Origin of the sequence: Lactobacillus gallinarum, from assembly GCF_002160635.1 — a bacterium.
Classification (GTDB): domain Bacteria; phylum Bacillota; class Bacilli; order Lactobacillales; family Lactobacillaceae; genus Lactobacillus; species Lactobacillus gallinarum.
This window is the reverse complement of sequence record NZ_NFKZ01000033.1, coordinates 1-20,027: the sequence shown is the minus strand read 5'-3', so window position 1 is coordinate 20,027 and position 20,027 is coordinate 1. Positions and strand designations below refer to the sequence as shown.

Genomic DNA, 20,027 nt, shown 5'->3' with positions numbered 1-20,027 from the left:
TAAGTAGAAACACGACCATAGAGAATAGTCTGACGAGGAGTATGTTTATTTTTAAACAACCAAACCGAATCATCGTCAAACTCAAATTGACCTGTTGGCTTTTGAACAGCTTTAATAAAACCTTTTTCACGATAACGCTTCAAAGTTGAGCGGCTAATTTGAAGTATTTCCATTACTTGATTAGCTTTCATAGTTTCACCTCCTCGTATTATATAAATTAAATCTGTGTTGATTGTCTTTTTAGTTTGTTTATTCGATCATCAGATGCTAGTCTCTAATTGTCATTGACCTTGGTCAATTGGTATAGGTTTTCACCTCCTGTAGCTTGACTACTTTGTAAGTCTGCCGCCCAAGCAGTTTTGCTAATGACTTACTCACATGCTGTATTGATTCTGGCTATTACTGATTCAGAGCAGTTTCAGTCGCAGCTTTTTAGCTTGAACCTGTGAATACTTATATTTTGCGAGACTGTCTTAGAAACTGTAATTAGGGGCTAACATGTGATGATCGATCTATGACCAAATATTTGTTAGAAAGGAGGCCATTCTCAATGAAACTTTTTATAGGAATTGACGTCAGTTCTAAAGACTTGCAAGTCGCTATTACTGACTCAGAAAATCATCAAAAACCTTTGCTTAACCAATCTTTTTCTAATGATCTGACTGGCGCTAATAAGGTCAAAAAGCTAATTCTCCAACTTGCTAAACAGAATAGCTATGACAAGGTAATTATCGGCATGGAGGCTACTTCAATTTATAGCTTTCATCCAGCCTATTTCTTTGCCAATGATGAGGACTTGCAAAAGCTTAATCTTGAAACTGATGTCGTTAATCCCAAAAATACTAAACGATTTCATGACGTTTACGAAGAAAATAAGAATGATCCTATTGATGCCTATTACATCGCGGAATACTTACGCTTTGGCAAGTATCACGTCACTATCGCTCGACAAGAGGAATACTTAGCTCTCCAGCGTCTAACCAGAACCAGATATGAAATCACGTCTTCCCTGGCCAGAGCTAAGCAGCACTTCATTGAAGCCCTTTACTATCGTCTAAACAAACTGGTTACCGTTGACAAGGAAAATATTAAAACTTCTATCTTTGGCGCAACAATGCTGTCTATTGTGACTGATAGTAAAACCATCGATGAAATCACTGAGATGCCAATCGAGGATTTAATTGATTACCTTCAGACTAAGGGACGCGGCCGCTTCTCTGATCCAGAAGATTTAGCTAAAGCAATCAGGAAAGCCGTCAGAGGATCCTATCGTTTAGGTAAAGTCATGAAAGACTCAATTGATGCAGTATTATCTGTTTACTATACCGAGATTAAAACCAATCAGAAATTGATTAAAAATTTAGATAAAGCAATTACAGACATCGTTCAAGCGCTCCCTGAAGAGAGAATACTGCAGTCTATTCCGGGAATTGGACCAGTTTACTCTGCTGGCATCATCGCTGAAATTGGTAGTATTGATCGGTTCGATACTGAAGCTCAGCTGGCTAAATACGCCGGCCTAGCTTGGCGTCAAAAGCAGTCTAGTGATTTTGACAGCGAACACAAGCCAATGACCAAAAACGGCAATCATTATCTAAGATATTATTTGGTTGAAGCTGCCAACCTAATTAGATTAAGAGATCCCGTTTTTCGGAAGTACTATCAAAAGAAGTACGATGAAGCTTTCTATTCCCCGCATAAACGTGCTTGCGTCCTTTGCGCAAGAAAACTAGTTAGGACCATTTTCACTCTGCTCAAAAATGGTCAAATCTATCAAACACCGAGGTGATCAATTGGTCTAAAACATTTTTGGAGGAGTAAATAATAGTTATTAAAAACCCTTGAAATAGGGCCTAGTTTCATGCACGCAAATTTTGGCTTTAACACAAACTAATTAAAAATAAAATTTACAATTTACATTGACTTATCACCACATGACTTAACTAATATTATATCATATGTATTCAATAAATAGGCGAAAAGAAAATAAAAAGATCATATTATTACATCAAGACTAATAATATGATCTAATTTAGTTAATTATTTCTTACTATACCCTAATGACCTTTTTTGATCTATCAGCTGACGTCAACTTTCATCTGGTAAAAAGCCGTGTTCGACAATCAATAACTGGCGTGCCATCGTCTCAACCACGGACTGCAGATCTTCAAACTTGCGATAATGGCCACTGGCAATGAGTCTGGTGGTGACCGCCGTTTGTTGGGCGATTAAGGCAGAAACGACACCGAAAACGTCATCGACTGACAGGCCCTCACGACGAGGCAGCTGTTCAATTTTCTCGCGAAAAATGCGATCGGTTTCAGCGGATATGGCAGTTGTTTCTTGCTGCACTTGTTGTCGCAACGGTTCGGGAAAATGCGGTAAATCAGCATAGGCTTGCATCATCAAGCGGTATTCAGCTGGGAATTTGAATTGTAGTTTCAACTCATACTTAACTGCAGTGGTCATCATGGCAGCCAAGCCAGGGGCATTCTGCCACTTTTTAGGGTCCATGTGATCATAAATTCGATGATGGGCATATTTGAAAGCGTCAAGATACAGCGCTTGTTTATTGCCAAAATAATGGAAGAGCAAGCCCTTAGATACTTGTGCTTGGTTGGCAATCTGATCGGTTTTGCTCTTGATGAAGCCTTGCTGGCCGAAAATTTCCGTCGCTGTTTTGAGGATTCGGGTGACCTTTTCAGGATCTGTCACAACATTTTTCATAGGCTCAAATCCTGACGGCGATAACCAGCAATGCCAAGAATAAATAATACTATAGCGCTAACAACCATCACGATTAGCCATGTTTGATCAACGTTTTCAACCGGTACATTGGCAATCCAGCCAAAAGGTGTGAAGTTGCCTGCGTGTTTTGGCAAATCAAACAATCCCCGGAAAATTTGAACGATCAGACCGGCTCCCATATACAGCCAGAATAGACTGCTTAAGCGTGGCCACAGACCGACTAGTGCGATGCCAAGGGCGATAAACGATATCACAGCCGGAACGCTAGCCACGAATAGGCGACCGAGGTACTTGAGCGGCAACGGGTGACTGAGAACAGTGTTCCCAGTGAAGAACAAGGCCAGCAGCCCAGCAGAAAGGACGAACACGCCTGCCAGCAGACCAAAGCAATAGTAGCTGACACTGATCGTGGTTCGCGTTGGCTTTTCGGCATGAATGACGCTCAAGTAACCAAGGTTGTCATCGCGTTTGAGTCGGAATGCCACTTGGACGCCAGCAGTCACGGCTAATGCGACGAAAATGCCGAGATACATGCCTAAGAATGACAGGACCATGGTCTGATTGGCAGCGTTGATTTGGCCAACATCTAGTATTTTACGATAAAGCGGATTCGTTTTAAGAATGTCGCCAACGCCGCCGAGCACACTACCCATGACGCCGCCAAACACCACGGCGCCGATTAACCACCCAGCAAATAATCCGCGCTCAGTTCGCCACAGTAAGGCAGGGATCGAGCGAAGCCAGCCGGCAGCTTTGGCTCGGCCGGTGCGTTCAGCAATAATCCCGGCGCCCAGATCGCGGTTGCGGGCAATCATGGTGGCGCTGGCCGCAAGCAGAATGCTGACCAGTAAGGCCAAACCTAAAGCCCAGACGTTGTTATCAGTATAGAAGTTTGCTTTTTCGAACCAACCAATTGGTGATAACCACGTCAGATTTTGATGCTGGATATCGGTGACCAGCCGAACCAAATAAGCGGCAGTCAGCACCATGTAGCTCAACATATTGGCTGTACGTGTGTTATTGGTTAGTTGCGCGAATAGCAACGCAATGGCTCCGAATAGCAAGTTGGCGATCACCATCCCCAGTGAAAACAGGAAGTCACCGTACAAGTCAGTACCACCCATGTTGACAGCGGCCAACGAGACAAAATAGAGGATACCCATTATGGCACTGTCGATGAGAAGCTCAAGCGAAGCGGCGGTGATGGCAGCCGTTCGCCCAACATTGCGAGCGCGAACCATTTCGAGCAAGCCACTTTCTTCTTGACCGCGGGTGTTGCGAATCATCAGCGGCATAACCCATAAGGCCTGCAAAATAATCATGAAGACGACCATCACACCAGCAAACACAATCGCTGTGTTATACGTGTCCACCTTTGGCATCGCGCCAAACATTGCCGCCATGCCCGGCGCTTGCAGCATTTTGACAATCTCTTTAGAGCCCGAGGCCCCGCCTGCAAAGTCTGCTTCCAATTTGCCAGCACCACTGGCAATCATCATGATCAAAATGACAAGCCAGATGAGTGAAAATTTTAGATTTTGTTTGAGGTTTGCCCGAAGCAGATAACCTGCGTTCCGATTACTGTGCCGCATGAGTCTCACCTTGCTTTCCATAATAACGCAGGAATAAATCTTCCAGCGTTGGCGGCGTTGATTGCATGTCGACCACGGTGTTGGCGGCCAGTGTGGTCATGATGGTGCCAAGCGCGTCTCGATCAGCGGTGAAAACCGCCTTGGTGTGCTCGGAATCGCGATAAGTGAGGTCGTGAACGCCAGCTTGCTTTGCCAAAGCAGTCATTGGGGTAGCGGTGGTGACTTCAATTTTGATCCGCGATAGATGCCGTAATTGATCAAGATTGCCGCTCTCAATCACACTACCATCACGGATGATAACAATTGAATCACACATTCGCTCGACTTCGGACAAAATGTGGCTTGATAGCAGCACACTTTTACCGGCTCTTTTCAGTTTTAAAACTTCTTGCTGGAAAGTCTGTTCATTTAATGGATCAAGCCCAGAAGTGGGTTCATCAAAAATATACAAATCGGCATCTTGCGAAAACGCAGCAATTAACGCTACTTTTTGACGATTGCCTTTTGAATAGGTACGAGCTTTTTTCTTCGGATCAAATTCAAAGGCCTTGATTAGTTCATCGGTCTTTTGATTATGCTGGCGGCCATTTAAACGTAGCAATAGGTCGATAATTTCGCCGCCAGAAAGATTTGGCCATAAATAAACGTCCCCAGGAACATAGGCGATGCGTGGATGAATCGCCGCATCATCCCGCCAGGCATCTTTGCCGAAGACGGTCACTGAGCCGCCACTCTTTTTTAATAAGCCTAAAATAACTCCAATGGTCGTGGATTTGCCGGCCCCATTAGGTCCTAGAAAACCCAGAACCTGACCGGGTGCCAACGTGAAACTGACATCTTTTAATGCGGCAAACTTGCCAAAGTTTTTTTGAAGATGGTCAAGTTCGATAATAGCTGTTGTCATTTTTGTCATCCTCCTTAAGGTCAAACTTGAAACACGTTTTAATATGTCGGTATCTGATCAACCTTTTCCAGTATAGTCGCGATTGACTGACGAGTCAACGAATTATTGACTCGTCAGTCAATTTTTTTGTGACGCCGGATTTACAATGTAAGTGCAACACCTAAATAACTAGACCAAAAAGGCCATGAAGCCTTAAACTTATAAGTGACAAAACCAATAAGTTAGGACGGACTTCATGACCCAATCTAAAGATACCATCAAAAAATCTTAGAAACTGTTTAGTATCTTTTGAGAAGTAACCTGATAAAAGCTAACGAAACCATCATGAGACTAGTGTTGAGCTTACGCTCACAGTTACGCCATAAACGATGATAATTTCCCAACCAACTAAATGAACGTTCAATGAGCCACCGTTGGGGGATAACCGAAAATTGGTGTAACTCATTTCATTTAACGACGATTACCTTGGCTGAGGTTAAACTGCTAATCTCATTGGCAAAATTTTGGCCGGTATAACCACTATCAACCATCATGGTTCGAACCAATTTAAACTGCTCTAAATTAAGGGTGACGAGTGCAATCGCCCCGTCACGATCAGTGATGTTAGCCCGGGTAATATAGTTAACTTCGATTTCTTGCTTATCCGCATTAGGCAATGCAAGCTGATCAAATCCATTGGTATAAGTTAAATTCAGCTTAAATTTATTAGTTTTAGTGGTATATAAACTCTTTGGCGCAGTCCAATCACTAACACCAGCCGTAATTCTAGAGCATAAGCTAAAGCGTAGTTTTCGTAGAAATATTCGCCAATTTTTGGCCAGTATACAACAACGCAGTTGTTTATTATGGGACAGCTATTGGCTTAATTATTCTATTTACAATTATCAATTTCTTGGTATCCTGCATCGTTCTTGCTTCCTTTGTTCAATACGTGCCATCAATTTTGGCAGTTATCAAATTCAAGCACACCAATGAATTCCCTAACCATGGCTTCAAGCTTCCTGGCGGTTACACAATTCCAATCTTGGCTTTGTTAATTTCCTGCTACATGGTTACTAACTTCACTTGGAAGACAATTTTGGTTGGTGTTGTAGTCGATGTCTTGGCTGCTGTCGCCTACTTCTTTATTGAAAAAGACGAAAAGGCAGAACAAAAGCACCAACAATATTTAGCTAAAATGCGGCAGAAACAGCTAAAAACAATTAGACGCAAAAAGGAATCGAATCAAATTGATTCGGTCCCTTTTATTTTCACTCGAGATTTACGATAAATTTATCTTGTTCGCTTCTGAACGTATATTCGAATTTAGTATAATTTTATCCGTAGAAAAGCTGAAGCGGTGGCTATCTTTCAAGGAGATGGTGCTTATGAGTGATTTTTAACTCGTATTCCTATCCTAATAGAAAGAAGACGCCTTCGTGTCTGTATCAGATGCGTTACAACTAATGCTAGAATTCGGCTCATTTGCCGACCTCTTTTTCATTACTATTATAGCAAGTTTTTTAAGTCCGTACAAAAATATCTCAATGAATTATCTTAACTAAAAATAGCGATGGCACATTCACCATCGCTATCCTTAGTTTTATTCAAATATTAATTATTCAACAGTAACACTCTTAGCTAAGTTACGTGGCTTATCAACATCTAAGCCCTTATCCTTAGAAGCGTAGTATGCAAGAAGTTGAGCAGGTATAACTGTCAAAAGTGCTGACATGTAGTAGTTAATTTCTGGCAAAACAATGTCATCGCCTTCGCGAGCAAAGTCCTTACCAACAATAGTAATTACACTAGCACCACGAGAAACAACTTCTTGAATATTACCACGAGTAAGATCAGCAGTAACTGGATCATTAATCATAGCAACTACCGGAGTACCCTTTTCAATTAATGAAATAGTACCGTGCTTAAGTTCTGCCGCTGCAAAACCTTCAGTTTGGATGTATGAAACTTCCTTCAACTTAAGAGCAGCTTCAAGAGCAACAGCATAGTCAATACCACGACCAATGTAGAATGCATTTCTTGATTTAATCAAGTAGTCATCTGCAAGCTTCTTGATCTTTTCCTTACCGTCAACGATTTGCTGGATGCCTTCTGCAGCCATTGCCAAATCTTGACGCAAGTCCCAATCCTTAGCATTTTCATTATTCAACTTTTCACCAAGAGCCTTAGCAAGAACAGCTTGTAAAGCAATCTGAGCGGTGTAAGCCTTAGTTGAAGCAACGGCAATTTCAGGGCCAGCACCCAAGAGCATTGTGTAAGTAGCTTCACGAGAAAGAGTTGAACCTTCTACGTTAGTCATAGTTAAGCTTGGAATGCCACGCTTGTTAACTTCCTTCAAAACAACACGTGAGTCAGCAGTTTCACCTGATTGAGTCAAGAAGATGAAGAATGGGTGCTTGCTCATCATTGGGAAGTGGTAGCCAGCTTCTGAAGCCAAACCAACTTCGGTTGGAATACCAGTGTAATGTTCAAAGAGAGTCTTACCAACTAAGCCTGCATGGTAACTAGTACCGGCAGCGAAGATGTATAAACGGTCTGCCTTAGAAATAGCATCAAGAATATCTTGATCAACCTTTGGTTCACCATTTTCATCAAGGTAGTTTTGTGACATGTGACGCATTACGCCAGGTTGTTCATCAATTTCCTTAAGCATGTAGAATTCGTAAGCACCCTTTGAAGCTGCGTTTGGATCAATGTTCAAAACGTGAGGTTCACGGTCAACTTTTTTACCATCAACAGTTTCAATAGTGTAAGAATCCTTAGTAATGTCACCAACATCCCCATCGTGCAAATCAACGAAAGTCTTAGTTTGGTCCATTACTGAAATAGCATCTGAAGCAATGATGTTAAAACCATCACCGATACCAAGCATCATTGGTGACTTGTTCTTAGCGATAAAGACATGATCTGGTTCAGTATTATCAACAAGCAAGAATGCGTATGAACCCTTAACAAGCTTCAAAGCTTCCTTAAATGCTGAAAAGCCATCCAAATTCTTGTCGCGTGCAATCTTACCGATTAATTGTACAACCACTTCAGTATCAGTATCTGAGTGAAAGTGTACGCCCTGTAAGTACTTTTCCTTCAATTCAGCGAAGTTTTCAATCACACCGTTGTGAACCAAGTAGAAACGCTTAGTTTCATCAAAGTGAGGGTGAGCATTGTCAACAGTTGGCTTACCGTGAGTAGCCCAACGGGTATGACCAATACCTACCAAACCTTGTTCATCTGGAGTCAACTTTTCTTTTAAGTTTGAAATACGGCCAACAGCCTTAGTCAAATATTCATTTCCATTTAAATCATTCAAGTAAATACCAGCTGAATCATAGCCACGGTATTCCAAATTTGTTAATCCGCTTAAAATAATTTCTCTTGCTGGTTTACCAACAACCCCAACAATTCCACACATAAATTTTTCTCCTTTGGTCTAGTTCACTTTTTGACAGTGGACTAGTTTGATTTCATTGTTACAGTTGCAATAATATTCTTTTTTGCCAAAGCGGTCAAGTGATTATTATCGAAATTGGTATAATCGATTTTAGAGCAAAAAAACAGCGGTCAGTTTTAATATACTGATCGCCATTTTGTATGTGTAAATTTAAATTACTTAGTCTTAATATCCTTACCTTCAAAGCTGTCTCTCATCAATTGAGCAATTTGACTAATTAATGGAGCAACTGGGTTAGTTACAGTATTTTGGTCGCCGTAAGCTTCAACAGCTAATTGGTCAACCTTCTTATTGAATTCATTTTCATCAACACCGTAATCCTTGTATGCCATCTTGATACCAACTGATTGAGCTAAATCGATAATCTTTTGAACTAATTCTTCAATCAATTCAGCATCGCTTGAACCGGTCAAACCGATAGCTCTAGCAATTTCTGCGTAATCCTTGTCAGCACGGTAAACTGAGTAATGAGGCCACATAGCAAGCTTTTCTGGACGCTTAGCATTGAAGCGGATAACTTGTGGTAAAGCAATAGCATCGCTGACACCACTTGGAATATCAAAGGTTGAACCAACAGTGTGGGCAATTGAGTGTTCCAAGCCAAGGAATGCGTTTGAGTATGCCATACCAGCAATAGTAGCTGCATCGTGCATCTTCTTGCGAGCATCAAGATCACCATCATATGACTTCTTCAAGTTAGCTAAGATGATCTTAATAGCTTCAAGTGACCAACCACGAGTAAAGTCAGTAGCCATAGTTGAAACGTAACTTTCGATTGCGTGACCTAAAGCTTCAAAGCCTGACCAAGCAATCAAACGTTTGGGCAATTTTTGTACGAATTGGTCATCAACAATAGAAACATCTGGGGTCAAAGCATAGTCACAAAGGGTGTGCTTAATACCAGTCTTAGCATCGCTAATGACAGCGATTGGTGAAACTTCTGAACCAGTACCTGAAGTGGTTGGAATACATACAAGTTGAACGCCGTTAATCTTTGGGAAGCGAACTACTCTTTTTCTGATATCCAAAAACTTTTGATAAGCTTCTTCAAACTTCATTTCTGGATTTTCGTAGAATAAACGCATTACCTTAGCAGCGTCCATGACTGAACCACCACCGATGGCGATGACAACGTCTGGTTTAAAGATGTTCATTCTGTGAACACCGTCTTTAATTACGTCAGTGTTAGGATCAAGAGTTACAGCCTTGAATACTTCGTATTCCTTTTGGCCACGGCGCTTAGAAATAATGTCGGTAATTTCATCGGCAAAGCCTTGGTCAGCTACGCCTTCATCAGTAACGATGAAGAAGCGGTTAACGTTTGGCATGTGACGTAAGTAGTTAGCAGCATTGTGTTCGAAGTAGGTCTTTGATGGTACCTTTACCCATTGCATGTTGTCACGACGCTTGGCAACAGTTTTAATGTTAAGCAAATCGCGAGCACCAATGTTGTGTGAGAAGGTGTTGGCACCATATGAACCAGTACCCAAGGTAAGTGATGGCAACATATTGTTGTAAAGGTCACCGATACCACCAAGAGCAGCTGGTGAGTTAACCAAGATACGGCATGCATCCATCTTCATTGAGAATTCTTTGATTACTTTTTGATCACTTGAGTGAAGTCCAGCAGTGTGACCACGACCACCGTAATCAAGCAATTCTGAACAAATTCTGAAAGCATCATCATGATCTTTAGCACGGTATAAAGTGAAGACTGGTGAAAGCTTTTCAGCTGAAAGTGGGAATTTTCTACCAACGCCCTTGTATTCAGCAACAATAACCTTGGTCTCCTTTGGTACATCGACGCCGCAGAGCTTAGCAATTTCATAAGCTGACTTACCAGCTACAGGACCTGCAACAGTACCACGTCTTGGATCGATGAAGTGTTCTTCAAACTTCTTAATTTCTTCTTTGTTCAAGAAGTAGCAGCTCCACTTCTTGAATTCTTCCTTAACTCGGTCGTAGATTTCATCATCTACAACAACTGAGTTTTCAGAGGCACAAACCATACCGTTATCGAAGTTCTTTGACAAAACAATGTCGTAAACGGCACGGTCAATGTTAGCAGTCTTTTCAATGTAGGATGGGCCGTTACCAGGACCAACACCGATGGCTGGCTTACCTGATGAATATGCGGCCTTAACCATACCAGGACCACCTGTAGCTAAAATGGTTTGAACACCTGGGTTATTCATTAAATCAGTAGTAGCATCCAAACTTGGTTCTTCAATCCATTGAATTGCATCTTTTGGAGCACCCGCAGCAACGGCTGCAGCTTGAATGATCTTACCAGTTTCTACACAACACTTTTGAGCTTGTGGGTGGAAGCCGAAAATAATAGTATTTCTAGTCTTTAAAGCAAGCATAGCTTTGAAGATAACAGTTGAAGTTGGGTTAGTTACTGGAGTAACACCGGCAATAACACCCTTAGGTTCAGCAATCTTGGTTAAACCTAATTCCTTGTCTTCCTCAATTACGCCAACAGTCTTTTCGTGACGTAAACTATTCCAAATATTTTCACTAGCGTACATGTTCTTAGTAGTTTTGTCTTCTACTACACCACGCTTAGTTTCTTCAACAGCCATCTTAGCTAGTGGGTAAGCATTTTGTTCACCTGCAGTAGCAACTGCTTCACAGATCTTATCAACTTGTTCTTGTGTGAAGTTAGCCATTTGGTCTAATGCAACATGTGATCTTTTTACTAAATTATCAACCATGTCGTAAATTTGCTTTTTCTTCTCTTCCTCTGTTTGAGTCTCTTTTGGTTGTGTCTTAGCCATTATTTTATTACCTCTAAGATCTACTAATTCTTGTGAACTAATTTACAATGTCAACTATAGCACAATAAATTTAAAAGTAAACGCCATAATTTACGTAATTCACTAGTGAACAAGCATAAAAAATCACTCTATAATTTACTCTCAGACTAATGAAAGCGGTTGCTATTTTTACTAGTTTGTGAATTAACAAACATATTAATTTATATTATTCTTCTGAATTTTTTTAAAGCTTTCCTATAATCACTGGTGCTCGATTGCAAAAATGATAAAATATTAAGTACATGTGATAAAACTGAGAATATGGGGGAAATATATGAGTGAGAAAAAATCAGAGACTAGTTCTGGATATAAAAGAACCCTAAGCAATGCACATATTCAATTAATTGCTTTAGGTGGAACGATTGGAACCGGACTTTTTCTAGGGGTTGGTGATAGTATTCACCGCGCAGGTCCTAGCGTTATTCTGATTTATATCATTGTAGGTATTTTCCTATTCTTGCTTATGCGAGCCTTAGGCGAAATGATTATGTCCGACCTCAACAAGCATACTTACATTGATTTTATCGAACAATATCTGGGTAAAAACATCGGATTTATTACCGGATATCTTTATTGGATTAGTTGGATCACTTTAGGAATGGCAGAAACAACTGCCTTAGGAATTTATTTTGAATATTGGTTTCCCAATTTAAAACCATGGATTCCAGGATTAATTACAATTGCCGTTTTGTTGATCATCAATCTAATTTCAGCTCGTGTTTTTGGTAATTTGGAATTCAGTTTTGCCATTATCAAAATCGTGACAGTAGTTGCTTTTGTTTTATTGATCGCTTATCTATTAATCACTGGTGGTAAAACATCATTTGGTCCTGTTGCCTTTGCCAACTTAGATGATCACGGTGGTTTCTTTGCTAGAGGTACTAAAGGATTTTTGCAAGGTTTCCAAATGGTTATCTTTAGTTTTATTGGAGTTGAACTTATTGGTTTAACTGCTGCGGAAGCCCAAAATCCTAAAACTACCTTAAAGCAAGCAATTAATCAGTTACCTGTTCGTATCATTTTGTTTTATGTAATGGCAATCTTAGGTATTTTACTAGTGATCCCTTGGTCAAAGGTAGCAACTAACTCCAGTCCATTTGTTCAAGCGCTTGGAGCTACGGGAATTAGAAATGCGAGTTTAATCATTAACTTCGTAGTAATTTCGGCAGCAGTCTCCTCCACTAACAGTTTTTTATACAGTGCGGGACGACTTTTGTTCTCAGTTACTTTCCACGGCAAAGGCAAGTGGAATCAAACTTTTGGTCACCTATCCAGACGGCAGTTGCCACAAAATGCTTTAATTTTGTCAGCATTATTTATGGCCTGCGCACCACTGATTACCTTGATTATCGGCGATCAAGCCTTTAACTTTATTTCATCTACTTCAACAAGTATGTTCTTGATCATCTGGTGCTTAATGGTTTTGACTCACATTGCTTACAGAAGAAAAACACCTGAAAATAAGTTAAATGACTTCAAAATGCCTGGCTTCCCTTACGTTGATTATTTGATTCTATTGTTCTTCGTATTGATGATCATCTTGCTTTTGATTTTACCAAGCTACCGCATCCCAATGATTTCAGCTATCGTTACTTTCATCATCTTGTACTTAATCTCCAAACTCTGGAGTGACAAAAAAGAAGCTTAAAAAAAGACGCGACAATGTTGCGTTTTTTTATTCGTCTATTTTTTGATAATTTTTGCAGGTACGCCAGCAACTACTGTGTTTTTCGGCACATCCTTAGTAACCACTACTCCAGCAGCTATTACAGCATTTTCACCCACAATTACGCCTGGACAAATGGTAGCCCTGGCACCGATCCAGGCATTTTTCTTGATAAGTACTGGCTTTAATTCGAGTTCTTTTCTCTGCTTAGGTTTTAAACCGTGGTTAACGGAAAGAAGATATGCACCTGGTCCAATTAAAACATCGTCTTCAATGGTGATGCCACCTAAGTCAACCATCATCACATTGGAGTTAATAAAGACGCGTTCACCCGCGTTCACCTATTTTGATGTTGTGGCCGTAATCCGTGTAAAATGGCAATCTAATTTCTGTACTCTTGGGGATTTTTGGTCCTGTGATTTCACTGATTAATTGCCGCGCTTCACATTCATAATGACGCTGCGCGTTCAAGTTCTGCAACAAGCGCTAATTTTGTTCGACAATTTCTTGAATAAGTTCTTTATCTTGGGTCTTCATAATCTGCTACTCCTTTTCTTGCTCATTTTTAGTTTAAAAGGTAGAGTAAGTAATGTAAAAAACTTATTAAGTATCACGTATAATAACTTTTATTTATGGTTAAAATATGGAATTAAGAGTTTTAAATTATTTCGTTGCCACAGCGCAAGAGTTAAACATGACGAAAGCGGCACAGAAATTATTAGTTTCTCAGCCTGCTTTATCACGCCAGATTGCGGATTTGGAAGACGAATTAGGGGTCAAGTTATTCAACCGCCAACCACGCCATTTAACTCTGACACCTTCGGGACAATATTTATTAGAGCAAGCAAAAGAAATTTTAGCTTTAACTGCCAAAACTAAGAGCAACCTGCAATCATCAGCTATAATCAGTGGTGATTTAACTATTGCTGCCGGCGAAAGTGTTGGGATGCAAAGACTGATGAATATTGTAAGTAACATTATTCAGGACTACCCTACAGTTAAAATTCATATTCTAAGTGGTGACTATGAATTCGCTGAAAAGAAGTTAAACATCGGTACAGTCGATTTTGCGGCTATCATTGGTAATGTTAACCTTTCAAACTATGCTTCCATTCAATTGCCAGAACGAGACGTATGGGGTGTATTAATGACTCAGAACGATCCTTTAGCTAAAAAGAAGGCAATTACCCCAGCGGATCTGGTTGGCAGAACCGTTTTAAATTCTCAACAGGCTGACACGATGCACTATTTCGATAATTGGCTTGGCAATTACAAAGACGACGTCAATTTCATCGGAACGGTCAACCTAAGCTTTAACGGAACTTTATTAGTTAAAAACAATGCGGCTGTGATGTTAACACTAGATAAAATTGCTAATACTTCTAGCGAATCGGGTTTAACATTTAGGCCAATATCGCCAGCTTTAAGTGAACCAATCACGGTTATCTGGAAACATGAGACTAACTTATCACCCGTTGCCGAATTATTCTTAAATAGATTGCAAGCTTCTATTGCTGATGACTAAAAAAATCCCAAGGCCATTCGACCTTGGGATTTTTAGTTTGCTTTATTTTTTCTTACGAGTAAAACGTTGCTTAATTTGTTGCCACATACTTAATGCTTTACGCATATGGTCAGCAGGTACGTATTTTCTTATTGCACGCAATACCTTTTTAGGATCACGCGCAGCGAAGATAAATTTACCATTAGATTTAGTTCTAATTTCAAAACGTGGAATATAACGTCCATTAAAATGAACATCCGCAACTACATAAGTTACTTCTTTCCATGGAATTTGAACATAGTCTTCAACATTTCGCTCATTATAAAATTCAAAAGCTTTATCGCCGATCATAATTTTTCCATAGGATGCAATACCTCTAAACCAGGTACCATCAACGGTTAGATCGACTCTTGTGTTAATTGATTTAGCCATTTTTTATTAAAGAATGCCCCATACGTGGAATAGAACACCGATAACGAAGATACCAATGATGATCCAGATTGGTGAAACCTTCTTCTTCAATAACCACATACAGAAGAATGTCAAAAGAAGACCAGCTAAACCTGGAATCAATGAGTCCAAGTTGTCTTGCAAAGTAGTAACTTTAGTACTGCTCAAAGCTTTACCATTACCCATGTTCCATTGCGTAAGAGCTTCTTGAATACCTTTAGCACCTGATGGAAGCTTGTCCCATTCGATGTAACCACCCTTTTGGATAGGGGTTTGTGAAACGATTGGAGTAAATTTGATGTTTACCCAACGTTCAATCAAGGCACCCAAAACGAACATACCCATCATTGAAGCACCACGGGTAACTTTTTGAAGCATACCACCTGACATGTCGTTAGTGATAGCTGAACCAGCGCTGTAACCAAATTCTTGTGTGTACCATAAGAAGGCAATTCTGATGATGTTCCAGATAACGAAGAACAAGATAGGTCCCATGATATTACCTGAAATGGCCATTGATGCACCTAAGGCACCAACAATTGGACGAACAGTGTACCAGAATACAGGGTCACCAACACCGGCCAAAGGTCCCATCATACCAACCTTAACACCTTGGATAGCGTCGTCAGTAACAGGAGCACCGTTAGCTTTATCTTCTTCCAAAGCCAAGGTAACACCAAGTACAGGTGAAGCTAAGTATGGGTGAGTGTTAAAGAATACCAAGTGTCTTTGTAAAGCAGCAGACAAATCTTTCTTGTCTGGGTATAACTTTCTCAATGCTGGAATCATTGAGTATGCGTAACCACCGTTCTGCATTCTTTCATAGTTCCATGAACCTTGAAGGAATTGTGAGTGCCACATAACGTTAAAACGGTCACGTTTGGTTAATTTAATTTTCTTATCAGCCATTATTTAAATCCTCCTCTATGCGTTCATTTTAATAATCATCAATGATATCGCCGAGTGGATCGCCGGTACCGGCATCGCCAGAGTTGTTTGAACCTGAGCCGTTGCCACCCTTAGCTTCAAGAGCTAAGTACATCAAAGCCATTGAAAGACCGATAGCACCAAGGGCGATCAAAGTTAAGTCCTTGATAGCAGCTAAAGCGAAACCAATTGCGAAGAATGGCCATACTTCTTTACTTGCCATCATGTTGATAACCATAGCGTAACCTACAGCAACAACCATACCACCACCGATGGTCATACCAGCTGATAACCATTGAGGCATCATTGCAAGCCAACCTCTAACAGTGCTTGCTGGGATAGCCAAAAGCAATGCGGCTGGGATAGCGATTCTCAAACCTTGCAAACATACAGCAATCCATTGCCATACGTTGATCATACGCCAGTTACCCTTCTTAGCTTGTGCGTCCATGATGTGAACGATAGCAGTTGAGATAGTACGTACGATCATAGTTAAGAATAAACCAGCAACAGCCAAAGGAATAGCGATACCAGTAGCAGTACCGATACCAGCAGTACCTTGACCACCTTCAACCAAGATAATAGCTGAAGCTACTGAAGCCAAAGCGGCATCTGGTGCAACAGCGGCACCAATGTTTGCCCAACCTAAGGCGATCATTTGTAATTGACCACCCAAAATAACACCTAAGTCCAGGTGACCGGTAACTAAACCGATCAAAGTACATGCAACTAATGGTTGGTGGAATTGCCATTCATCCAAGATACCTTCCATACCTGCAAGAAAGGCAACACCCACTACCAAAATCATTTGTATAGCGTTCATTTATTTACTCCTAATTAATTATTTCTTTTGTTCGTCAAGTAAGGTTTGAGCCTTCTTCAAGATAGAATCCATGTTACCTGGAGCATCTGAAGGAACCTTTCTAACATCAAACTTAACGCCCATCTTTTCAAGTTCACGGAAAGTATCAACGTCTTCTTGGTTCATTGACAATACGTTGTTGGCGTTAACGTCGCCTTCCTTGTATGACATTGAACCAACGTTGATATCCTTAAGATTAATACCGCCCTTGATAGCTCTCAAAACATCTTCTGGATTTTCAAACAAAAGAAGTGCGTGTGTGTTACCAAATCTTGGATCCTTTGCGATTTCTTCCATCTTCTTAAGTGGAACAGTGTGAGCTTTAACACCTGCAGGTGCAGCTTCACGAATCATACTCTTACGCAAGTCATCCTTAGCAACACTGTCTGAAACAACAATTACTCGATCTGGCTTCATTGCTGGAATCCAACCAGTAGCAACCTGACCGTGAAGTAAACGTGAGTCGATTCTTGCCAAAACGTACTTAATGTGACCATCACCAATTACAGTACCTTCTGGAATTGACTTCTTACTGCCCTTAGCTGAGCCCTTGTCAGCGGCTGCTGCAGGAGCAGCGGTCTTTGGCATTAAGTCAGATGGCTTAGTCTTGATACCATCCTTAGCAGGTTCAACTACCTTTGTAGCGATTTGACGTGCAGTAGCATTAGCATCCATCATTCTTTCAGTTAATGCTTGTACAACCATTGGTAAATTCATACCAGCTACAATTGCCCATTTATCATGCTTTTCAGCAAGACCATTTGCTTGGTTAAATGGTGTACCACCCCACAGGTCAACCAAGAATAGAACTTCATCTTGGTTTTCAAATGAAGCAATTGCTTTTTCCATTTTGCCACGAATGTCATCTGGGCCTTCACTAGGCTTTAAGATAACATGAGCAAAATCTTTTTGTTCACCGAAAAGCATTTGCGCAGATTGTGCAATACCATCGGCAAAACCACCATGGCTGGCTAAAACAATTCCTACCATGTAATTTCCTCCTCTAGATCAAAAAAATGAATCCGCTTTTATTATACGATAAATGCTTTCTTTTACAAAGGAATTTTCGAAAATAATTTCAGTTAGAGAAAATAATTTCCAATTTCTAAACTCCCTGTCCCGCTAGCTAAGTGGAAAAATAAAAAGCAATTTGACATTACTGCAAATTTGCTTTTAGGTGAATTTTATTTCTAAAAAATTAATCAACCGCGACAAAATATTTTACTTCTGCGGCGAAATCCTGTTTCATAACAGAATCATAGTAACCAACTTCCATTAGTTCATCTCCACCATAAATTTGACCCGTATTTTCATTACGGTAATCGAGATCAGGATTTAAGCCATATAACTTTGTCTGAGTAAATACCGGCTGAACCTGCGACATAATATTGAAATTCATTACTAAAACTTCTTTTTGATCTTTAGAAACGAAGTTCCATGCTGCCTGATTGCTGCTAAATGGTGATTTCAAACGATAAAAATCGCCGAATTGAATTAAATGACGCAATTTTTTATAATCATTAATTTCTTTCTCTATCTCTAAAGAATCCTCAGATGATAACTTGGTCAAATCCAATTCATAACCTAAATCACCACTCATCGCAACGGCATAACGCGTTGCAAGTGAAGTATAACGACCATTTTGTTCATTAGGACTCACAGATACATGAGCACCCATCATATTAACCGGATAAACCAAGCTGGTACCATATTGAATTTTCATTCGATCAACCGCATCTGTATCATCGCTCGTCCAAATCTGAGGCATGTAATAGGCCATGCCTGCATCAAAACGGCCACCGCCACTAGAGCAAGCTTCAAATAAAATATCGGGATAAGCAGACACCAATTTTTCCATCAAATCATATAGACCTAAAACATAACGGTGATAGACTTCTCCTTGTTGATCAGCAGGTAAATCAGCCTCATAAATGTCCGTTAAATGTCGGTTCATATCCCATTTAATATAATCAATTTTCACGGTATCTAATATCTGTTTTATTTGGTGATAAATATTATAGCGGACTTCTTTTCTGCCCAGATCTAAAACAAATTGTCTTCTAGAAGGAGTAGGCTCACGCCCTGGCACATGCATCAGATAATCTGGGGGATTGCGATAAAGTTCCGAATCAATAGAAATCATTTCGGGTTCAAGCCATAATCCAAATTTCAGCCCTTGACTATGAACATATTTAGCTAAATGCGCCAAGCCATGAGGAAATTTTTTGCCATAAGTGAACCAGTCGCCTAACGAGGAACGATCATCATCACGATGACCAAACCAGCCATCATCTAACACGAACATCTCTATTCCTAATTTCTTAGCTCTATCAACTAGTGGCAACAACTTTTCTTCATTAAAATCAAAATACATTGCTTCCCAATTATTGACTAAGATAGAACGCTCTACATCTTTATAATGGCTCCGGATAATATGCTTTTTAATAAAATGATGAAAAGTTTTTGACTCATCTGATTTAAGCCTTGATCAGAATAAGTTAACACGACTTCTGGGGTTTGAATATTGCAATCCTGGTTGGAGTTATGGACCAAAAAGACGAGAATATCATTTTATTCATTTTGTTAAAGAAGGCAAAGGGACTTTAACAATCGAAGGACACACTTTTCATATTCATAAAAATCAATGTTTTATTGTTCCTGCTGGAGAAGTCTCTCTTTATGCAGCAGACAAGAAAGATCCGTGGAAATATTCTTGGATTGGCTTTTTAGGAATAGAGTCAGGGCGATATGTTCAACAATTAATAAGCAATAAGAATTTTGTGATTGATATTAACCTTCCCTAAAACTTCTTAGTGGCTCATTCATTACGACTAGCATCCTATCTCAGACAAAGCGGTCAGTACCCAATATTTACTCAAGTTGACCTCATTGGATTTTATTAAGATAAGATCTTCATAAGAAGGGGCAAGCAAAAAAGAGGAGACCAAGCGTTCATGATCTCCCCTTTTTCATCTTTTCCTCTTAAACAAAAAAGAAGGAAGCTAGGCTTCCTTCTCTCTCCTTACTCCGGCTGTCAGACTCGAACTGACGACATCTTGATTAACAGTCAAGCGCTCTACCAACTGAGCTAAGCCGGAATATTAAAA

16 protein-coding genes, 1 tRNA gene and 3 pseudogenes are annotated in these 20,027 nt (G+C 40.2%); 5 read left to right on the top strand and 15 right to left on the bottom strand.

Annotation, left to right across the window (positions count from 1 at the left end):
- Positions 1-191: MerR family transcriptional regulator (locus tag B5E95_RS08875; RefSeq protein ID WP_338034545.1), on the bottom strand; the 191-nt coding region annotated here is incomplete at its 3' end.
- Between the two features lie 359 nt (positions 192-550).
- Here B5E95_RS08875 and B5E95_RS08870 point away from each other — a divergent pair.
- Positions 551-1,789, top strand: coding sequence for an IS110 family RNA-guided transposase (locus B5E95_RS08870; RefSeq protein WP_087176827.1), 1,239 nt, complete (start codon positions 551-553; stop codon positions 1,787-1,789).
- A gap of 299 nt (positions 1,790-2,088) precedes the next feature.
- On the opposite strand, the gene B5E95_RS08865 is transcribed toward B5E95_RS08870, so the two are convergent.
- The 5 genes from B5E95_RS08865 to B5E95_RS11135 all read right to left on the bottom strand — a co-directional run bounded on the left by B5E95_RS08865 (position 2,089) and on the right by B5E95_RS11135 (position 5,900).
- On the bottom strand, positions 2,089-2,727 hold the full coding sequence (locus B5E95_RS08865) for a TetR/AcrR family transcriptional regulator (RefSeq protein ID WP_087176828.1): 639 nt from the start codon (positions 2,725-2,727) through the stop codon (positions 2,089-2,091).
- Entirely contained in the window at positions 2,724-4,340 is a 1,617-nt protein-coding gene (locus tag B5E95_RS08860; protein ID WP_087176829.1) for an ABC transporter permease, read from the bottom strand. Before B5E95_RS08860 ends, B5E95_RS08865 begins: the two co-directional genes overlap by 4 nt.
- Positions 4,327-5,244: an ABC transporter ATP-binding protein gene (locus B5E95_RS08855; RefSeq protein WP_087176830.1), complete on the bottom strand. Its 918-nt coding sequence runs from the start codon at positions 5,242-5,244 to the stop codon at positions 4,327-4,329. The genes B5E95_RS08860 and B5E95_RS08855 overlap by 14 nt, the downstream gene beginning before the upstream one ends.
- Before the next feature lie 278 nt (positions 5,245-5,522).
- On the bottom strand, positions 5,523-5,627 hold the full coding sequence (locus B5E95_RS11140; RefSeq protein WP_003554982.1) for a hypothetical protein: 105 nt from the start codon (positions 5,625-5,627) through the stop codon (positions 5,523-5,525).
- 63 nt (positions 5,628-5,690) lie between these two features.
- Complete coding sequence (locus B5E95_RS11135; protein WP_087176831.1) at positions 5,691-5,900, bottom strand: hypothetical protein; 210 nt, start codon at positions 5,898-5,900, stop codon at positions 5,691-5,693.
- Positions 5,901-6,130: 230 nt separating this feature from the next.
- Between B5E95_RS11135 and B5E95_RS08840 the strand changes: the two are divergent.
- A pseudogene (locus B5E95_RS08840) lies at positions 6,131-6,514 on the top strand (hypothetical protein); the annotation flags it as partial.
- Positions 6,515-6,841: 327 nt separating this feature from the next.
- On the opposite strand, the gene glmS reads toward B5E95_RS08840, so the two are convergent.
- A complete protein-coding gene (gene glmS, locus B5E95_RS08835) occupies positions 6,842-8,653 on the bottom strand; it encodes a glutamine--fructose-6-phosphate transaminase (isomerizing) (protein WP_087176832.1) in 1,812 nt (603 codons plus the stop codon).
- 194 nt (positions 8,654-8,847) lie between these two features.
- Positions 8,848-11,472, bottom strand: coding sequence for a bifunctional acetaldehyde-CoA/alcohol dehydrogenase (adhE, locus tag B5E95_RS08830; RefSeq protein WP_087236304.1), 2,625 nt, complete (start codon positions 11,470-11,472; stop codon positions 8,848-8,850).
- 313 nt (positions 11,473-11,785) lie between these two features.
- On the opposite strand from adhE, the gene B5E95_RS08825 reads away from it, so the two are divergent.
- Positions 11,786-13,159, top strand: a complete 1,374-nt coding sequence (locus B5E95_RS08825; RefSeq protein WP_087236302.1) for an amino acid permease — start codon at positions 11,786-11,788, stop codon at positions 13,157-13,159.
- A gap of 35 nt (positions 13,160-13,194) precedes the next feature.
- On the opposite strand, the pseudogene B5E95_RS08820 reads toward B5E95_RS08825, so the two are convergent.
- A pseudogene (locus B5E95_RS08820) lies at positions 13,195-13,660 on the bottom strand (DapH/DapD/GlmU-related protein).
- A 160-nt stretch (positions 13,661-13,820) separates the two neighbouring features.
- On the opposite strand from B5E95_RS08820, the gene B5E95_RS08815 reads away from it, so the two are divergent.
- Positions 13,821-14,702, top strand: coding sequence for a LysR family transcriptional regulator (locus B5E95_RS08815; RefSeq protein ID WP_087236300.1), 882 nt, complete (start codon positions 13,821-13,823; stop codon positions 14,700-14,702).
- Between the two features lie 42 nt (positions 14,703-14,744).
- Here the strand turns inward: B5E95_RS08815 and B5E95_RS08810 are convergent, their stop codons facing one another.
- The 5 genes and pseudogenes from B5E95_RS08810 to B5E95_RS08790 all read right to left on the bottom strand — a co-directional run.
- Entirely contained in the window at positions 14,745-15,113 is a 369-nt protein-coding gene (locus B5E95_RS08810) for a DUF956 family protein (RefSeq protein ID WP_025006440.1), read from the bottom strand.
- Between the two features lie 6 nt (positions 15,114-15,119).
- Complete coding sequence (locus B5E95_RS08805) at positions 15,120-16,040, bottom strand: PTS system mannose/fructose/sorbose family transporter subunit IID (protein WP_025006441.1); 921 nt, start codon at positions 16,038-16,040, stop codon at positions 15,120-15,122.
- Positions 16,041-16,068: 28 nt separating this feature from the next.
- A complete protein-coding gene (locus B5E95_RS08800) occupies positions 16,069-16,881 on the bottom strand; it encodes a PTS mannose/fructose/sorbose transporter subunit IIC (RefSeq protein WP_025006442.1) in 813 nt (270 codons plus the stop codon).
- 18 nt (positions 16,882-16,899) lie between these two features.
- Complete coding sequence (locus tag B5E95_RS08795) at positions 16,900-17,910, bottom strand: PTS sugar transporter subunit IIB (protein WP_087176925.1); 1,011 nt, start codon at positions 17,908-17,910, stop codon at positions 16,900-16,902.
- Between the two features lie 208 nt (positions 17,911-18,118).
- Positions 18,119-19,446: pseudogene (locus tag B5E95_RS08790) on the bottom strand (alpha-galactosidase); the annotation flags it as partial.
- Between B5E95_RS08790 and B5E95_RS08785 the strand changes: the two are divergent.
- Positions 19,431-19,724: an AraC family ligand binding domain-containing protein gene (locus B5E95_RS08785; protein ID WP_241146351.1), complete on the top strand. Its 294-nt coding sequence runs from the start codon at positions 19,431-19,433 to the stop codon at positions 19,722-19,724. The pseudogene B5E95_RS08790 and the gene B5E95_RS08785 overlap by 16 nt on opposite strands.
- 221 nt (positions 19,725-19,945) lie before the next feature.
- On the opposite strand, the gene B5E95_RS08780 is transcribed toward B5E95_RS08785, so the two are convergent.
- Positions 19,946-20,018, bottom strand: a tRNA-Asn gene (locus tag B5E95_RS08780).
- Positions 20,019-20,027 lie beyond the last annotated feature (9 nt).

Coding starts and splice junctions, on each gene's coding strand:
- B5E95_RS08870 (WP_087176827.1), top strand. CDS start 551: ATGAAACTTTTTATAGGAATTGACGTCAGTTCTAAAGACTTGCAAGTC.
- B5E95_RS08865 (WP_087176828.1), bottom strand. CDS start 2,727: ATGAAAAATGTTGTGACAGATCCTGAAAAGGTCACCCGAATCCTCAAA.
- B5E95_RS08860 (WP_087176829.1), bottom strand. CDS start 4,340: ATGCGGCACAGTAATCGGAACGCAGGTTATCTGCTTCGGGCAAACCTC.
- B5E95_RS08855 (WP_087176830.1), bottom strand. CDS start 5,244: ATGACAACAGCTATTATCGAACTTGACCATCTTCAAAAAAACTTTGGC.
- glmS (WP_087176832.1), bottom strand. CDS start 8,653: ATGTGTGGAATTGTTGGGGTTGTTGGTAAACCAGCAAGAGAAATTATT.
- adhE (WP_087236304.1), bottom strand. CDS start 11,472: ATGGCTAAGACACAACCAAAAGAGACTCAAACAGAGGAAGAGAAGAAA.
- B5E95_RS08825 (WP_087236302.1), top strand. CDS start 11,786: ATGAGTGAGAAAAAATCAGAGACTAGTTCTGGATATAAAAGAACCCTA.
- B5E95_RS08815 (WP_087236300.1), top strand. CDS start 13,821: ATGGAATTAAGAGTTTTAAATTATTTCGTTGCCACAGCGCAAGAGTTA.
- B5E95_RS08810 (WP_025006440.1), bottom strand. CDS start 15,113: ATGGCTAAATCAATTAACACAAGAGTCGATCTAACCGTTGATGGTACC.
- B5E95_RS08805 (WP_025006441.1), bottom strand. CDS start 16,040: ATGGCTGATAAGAAAATTAAATTAACCAAACGTGACCGTTTTAACGTT.
- B5E95_RS08800 (WP_025006442.1), bottom strand. CDS start 16,881: ATGAACGCTATACAAATGATTTTGGTAGTGGGTGTTGCCTTTCTTGCA.
- B5E95_RS08795 (WP_087176925.1), bottom strand. CDS start 17,910: ATGGTAGGAATTGTTTTAGCCAGCCATGGTGGTTTTGCCGATGGTATT.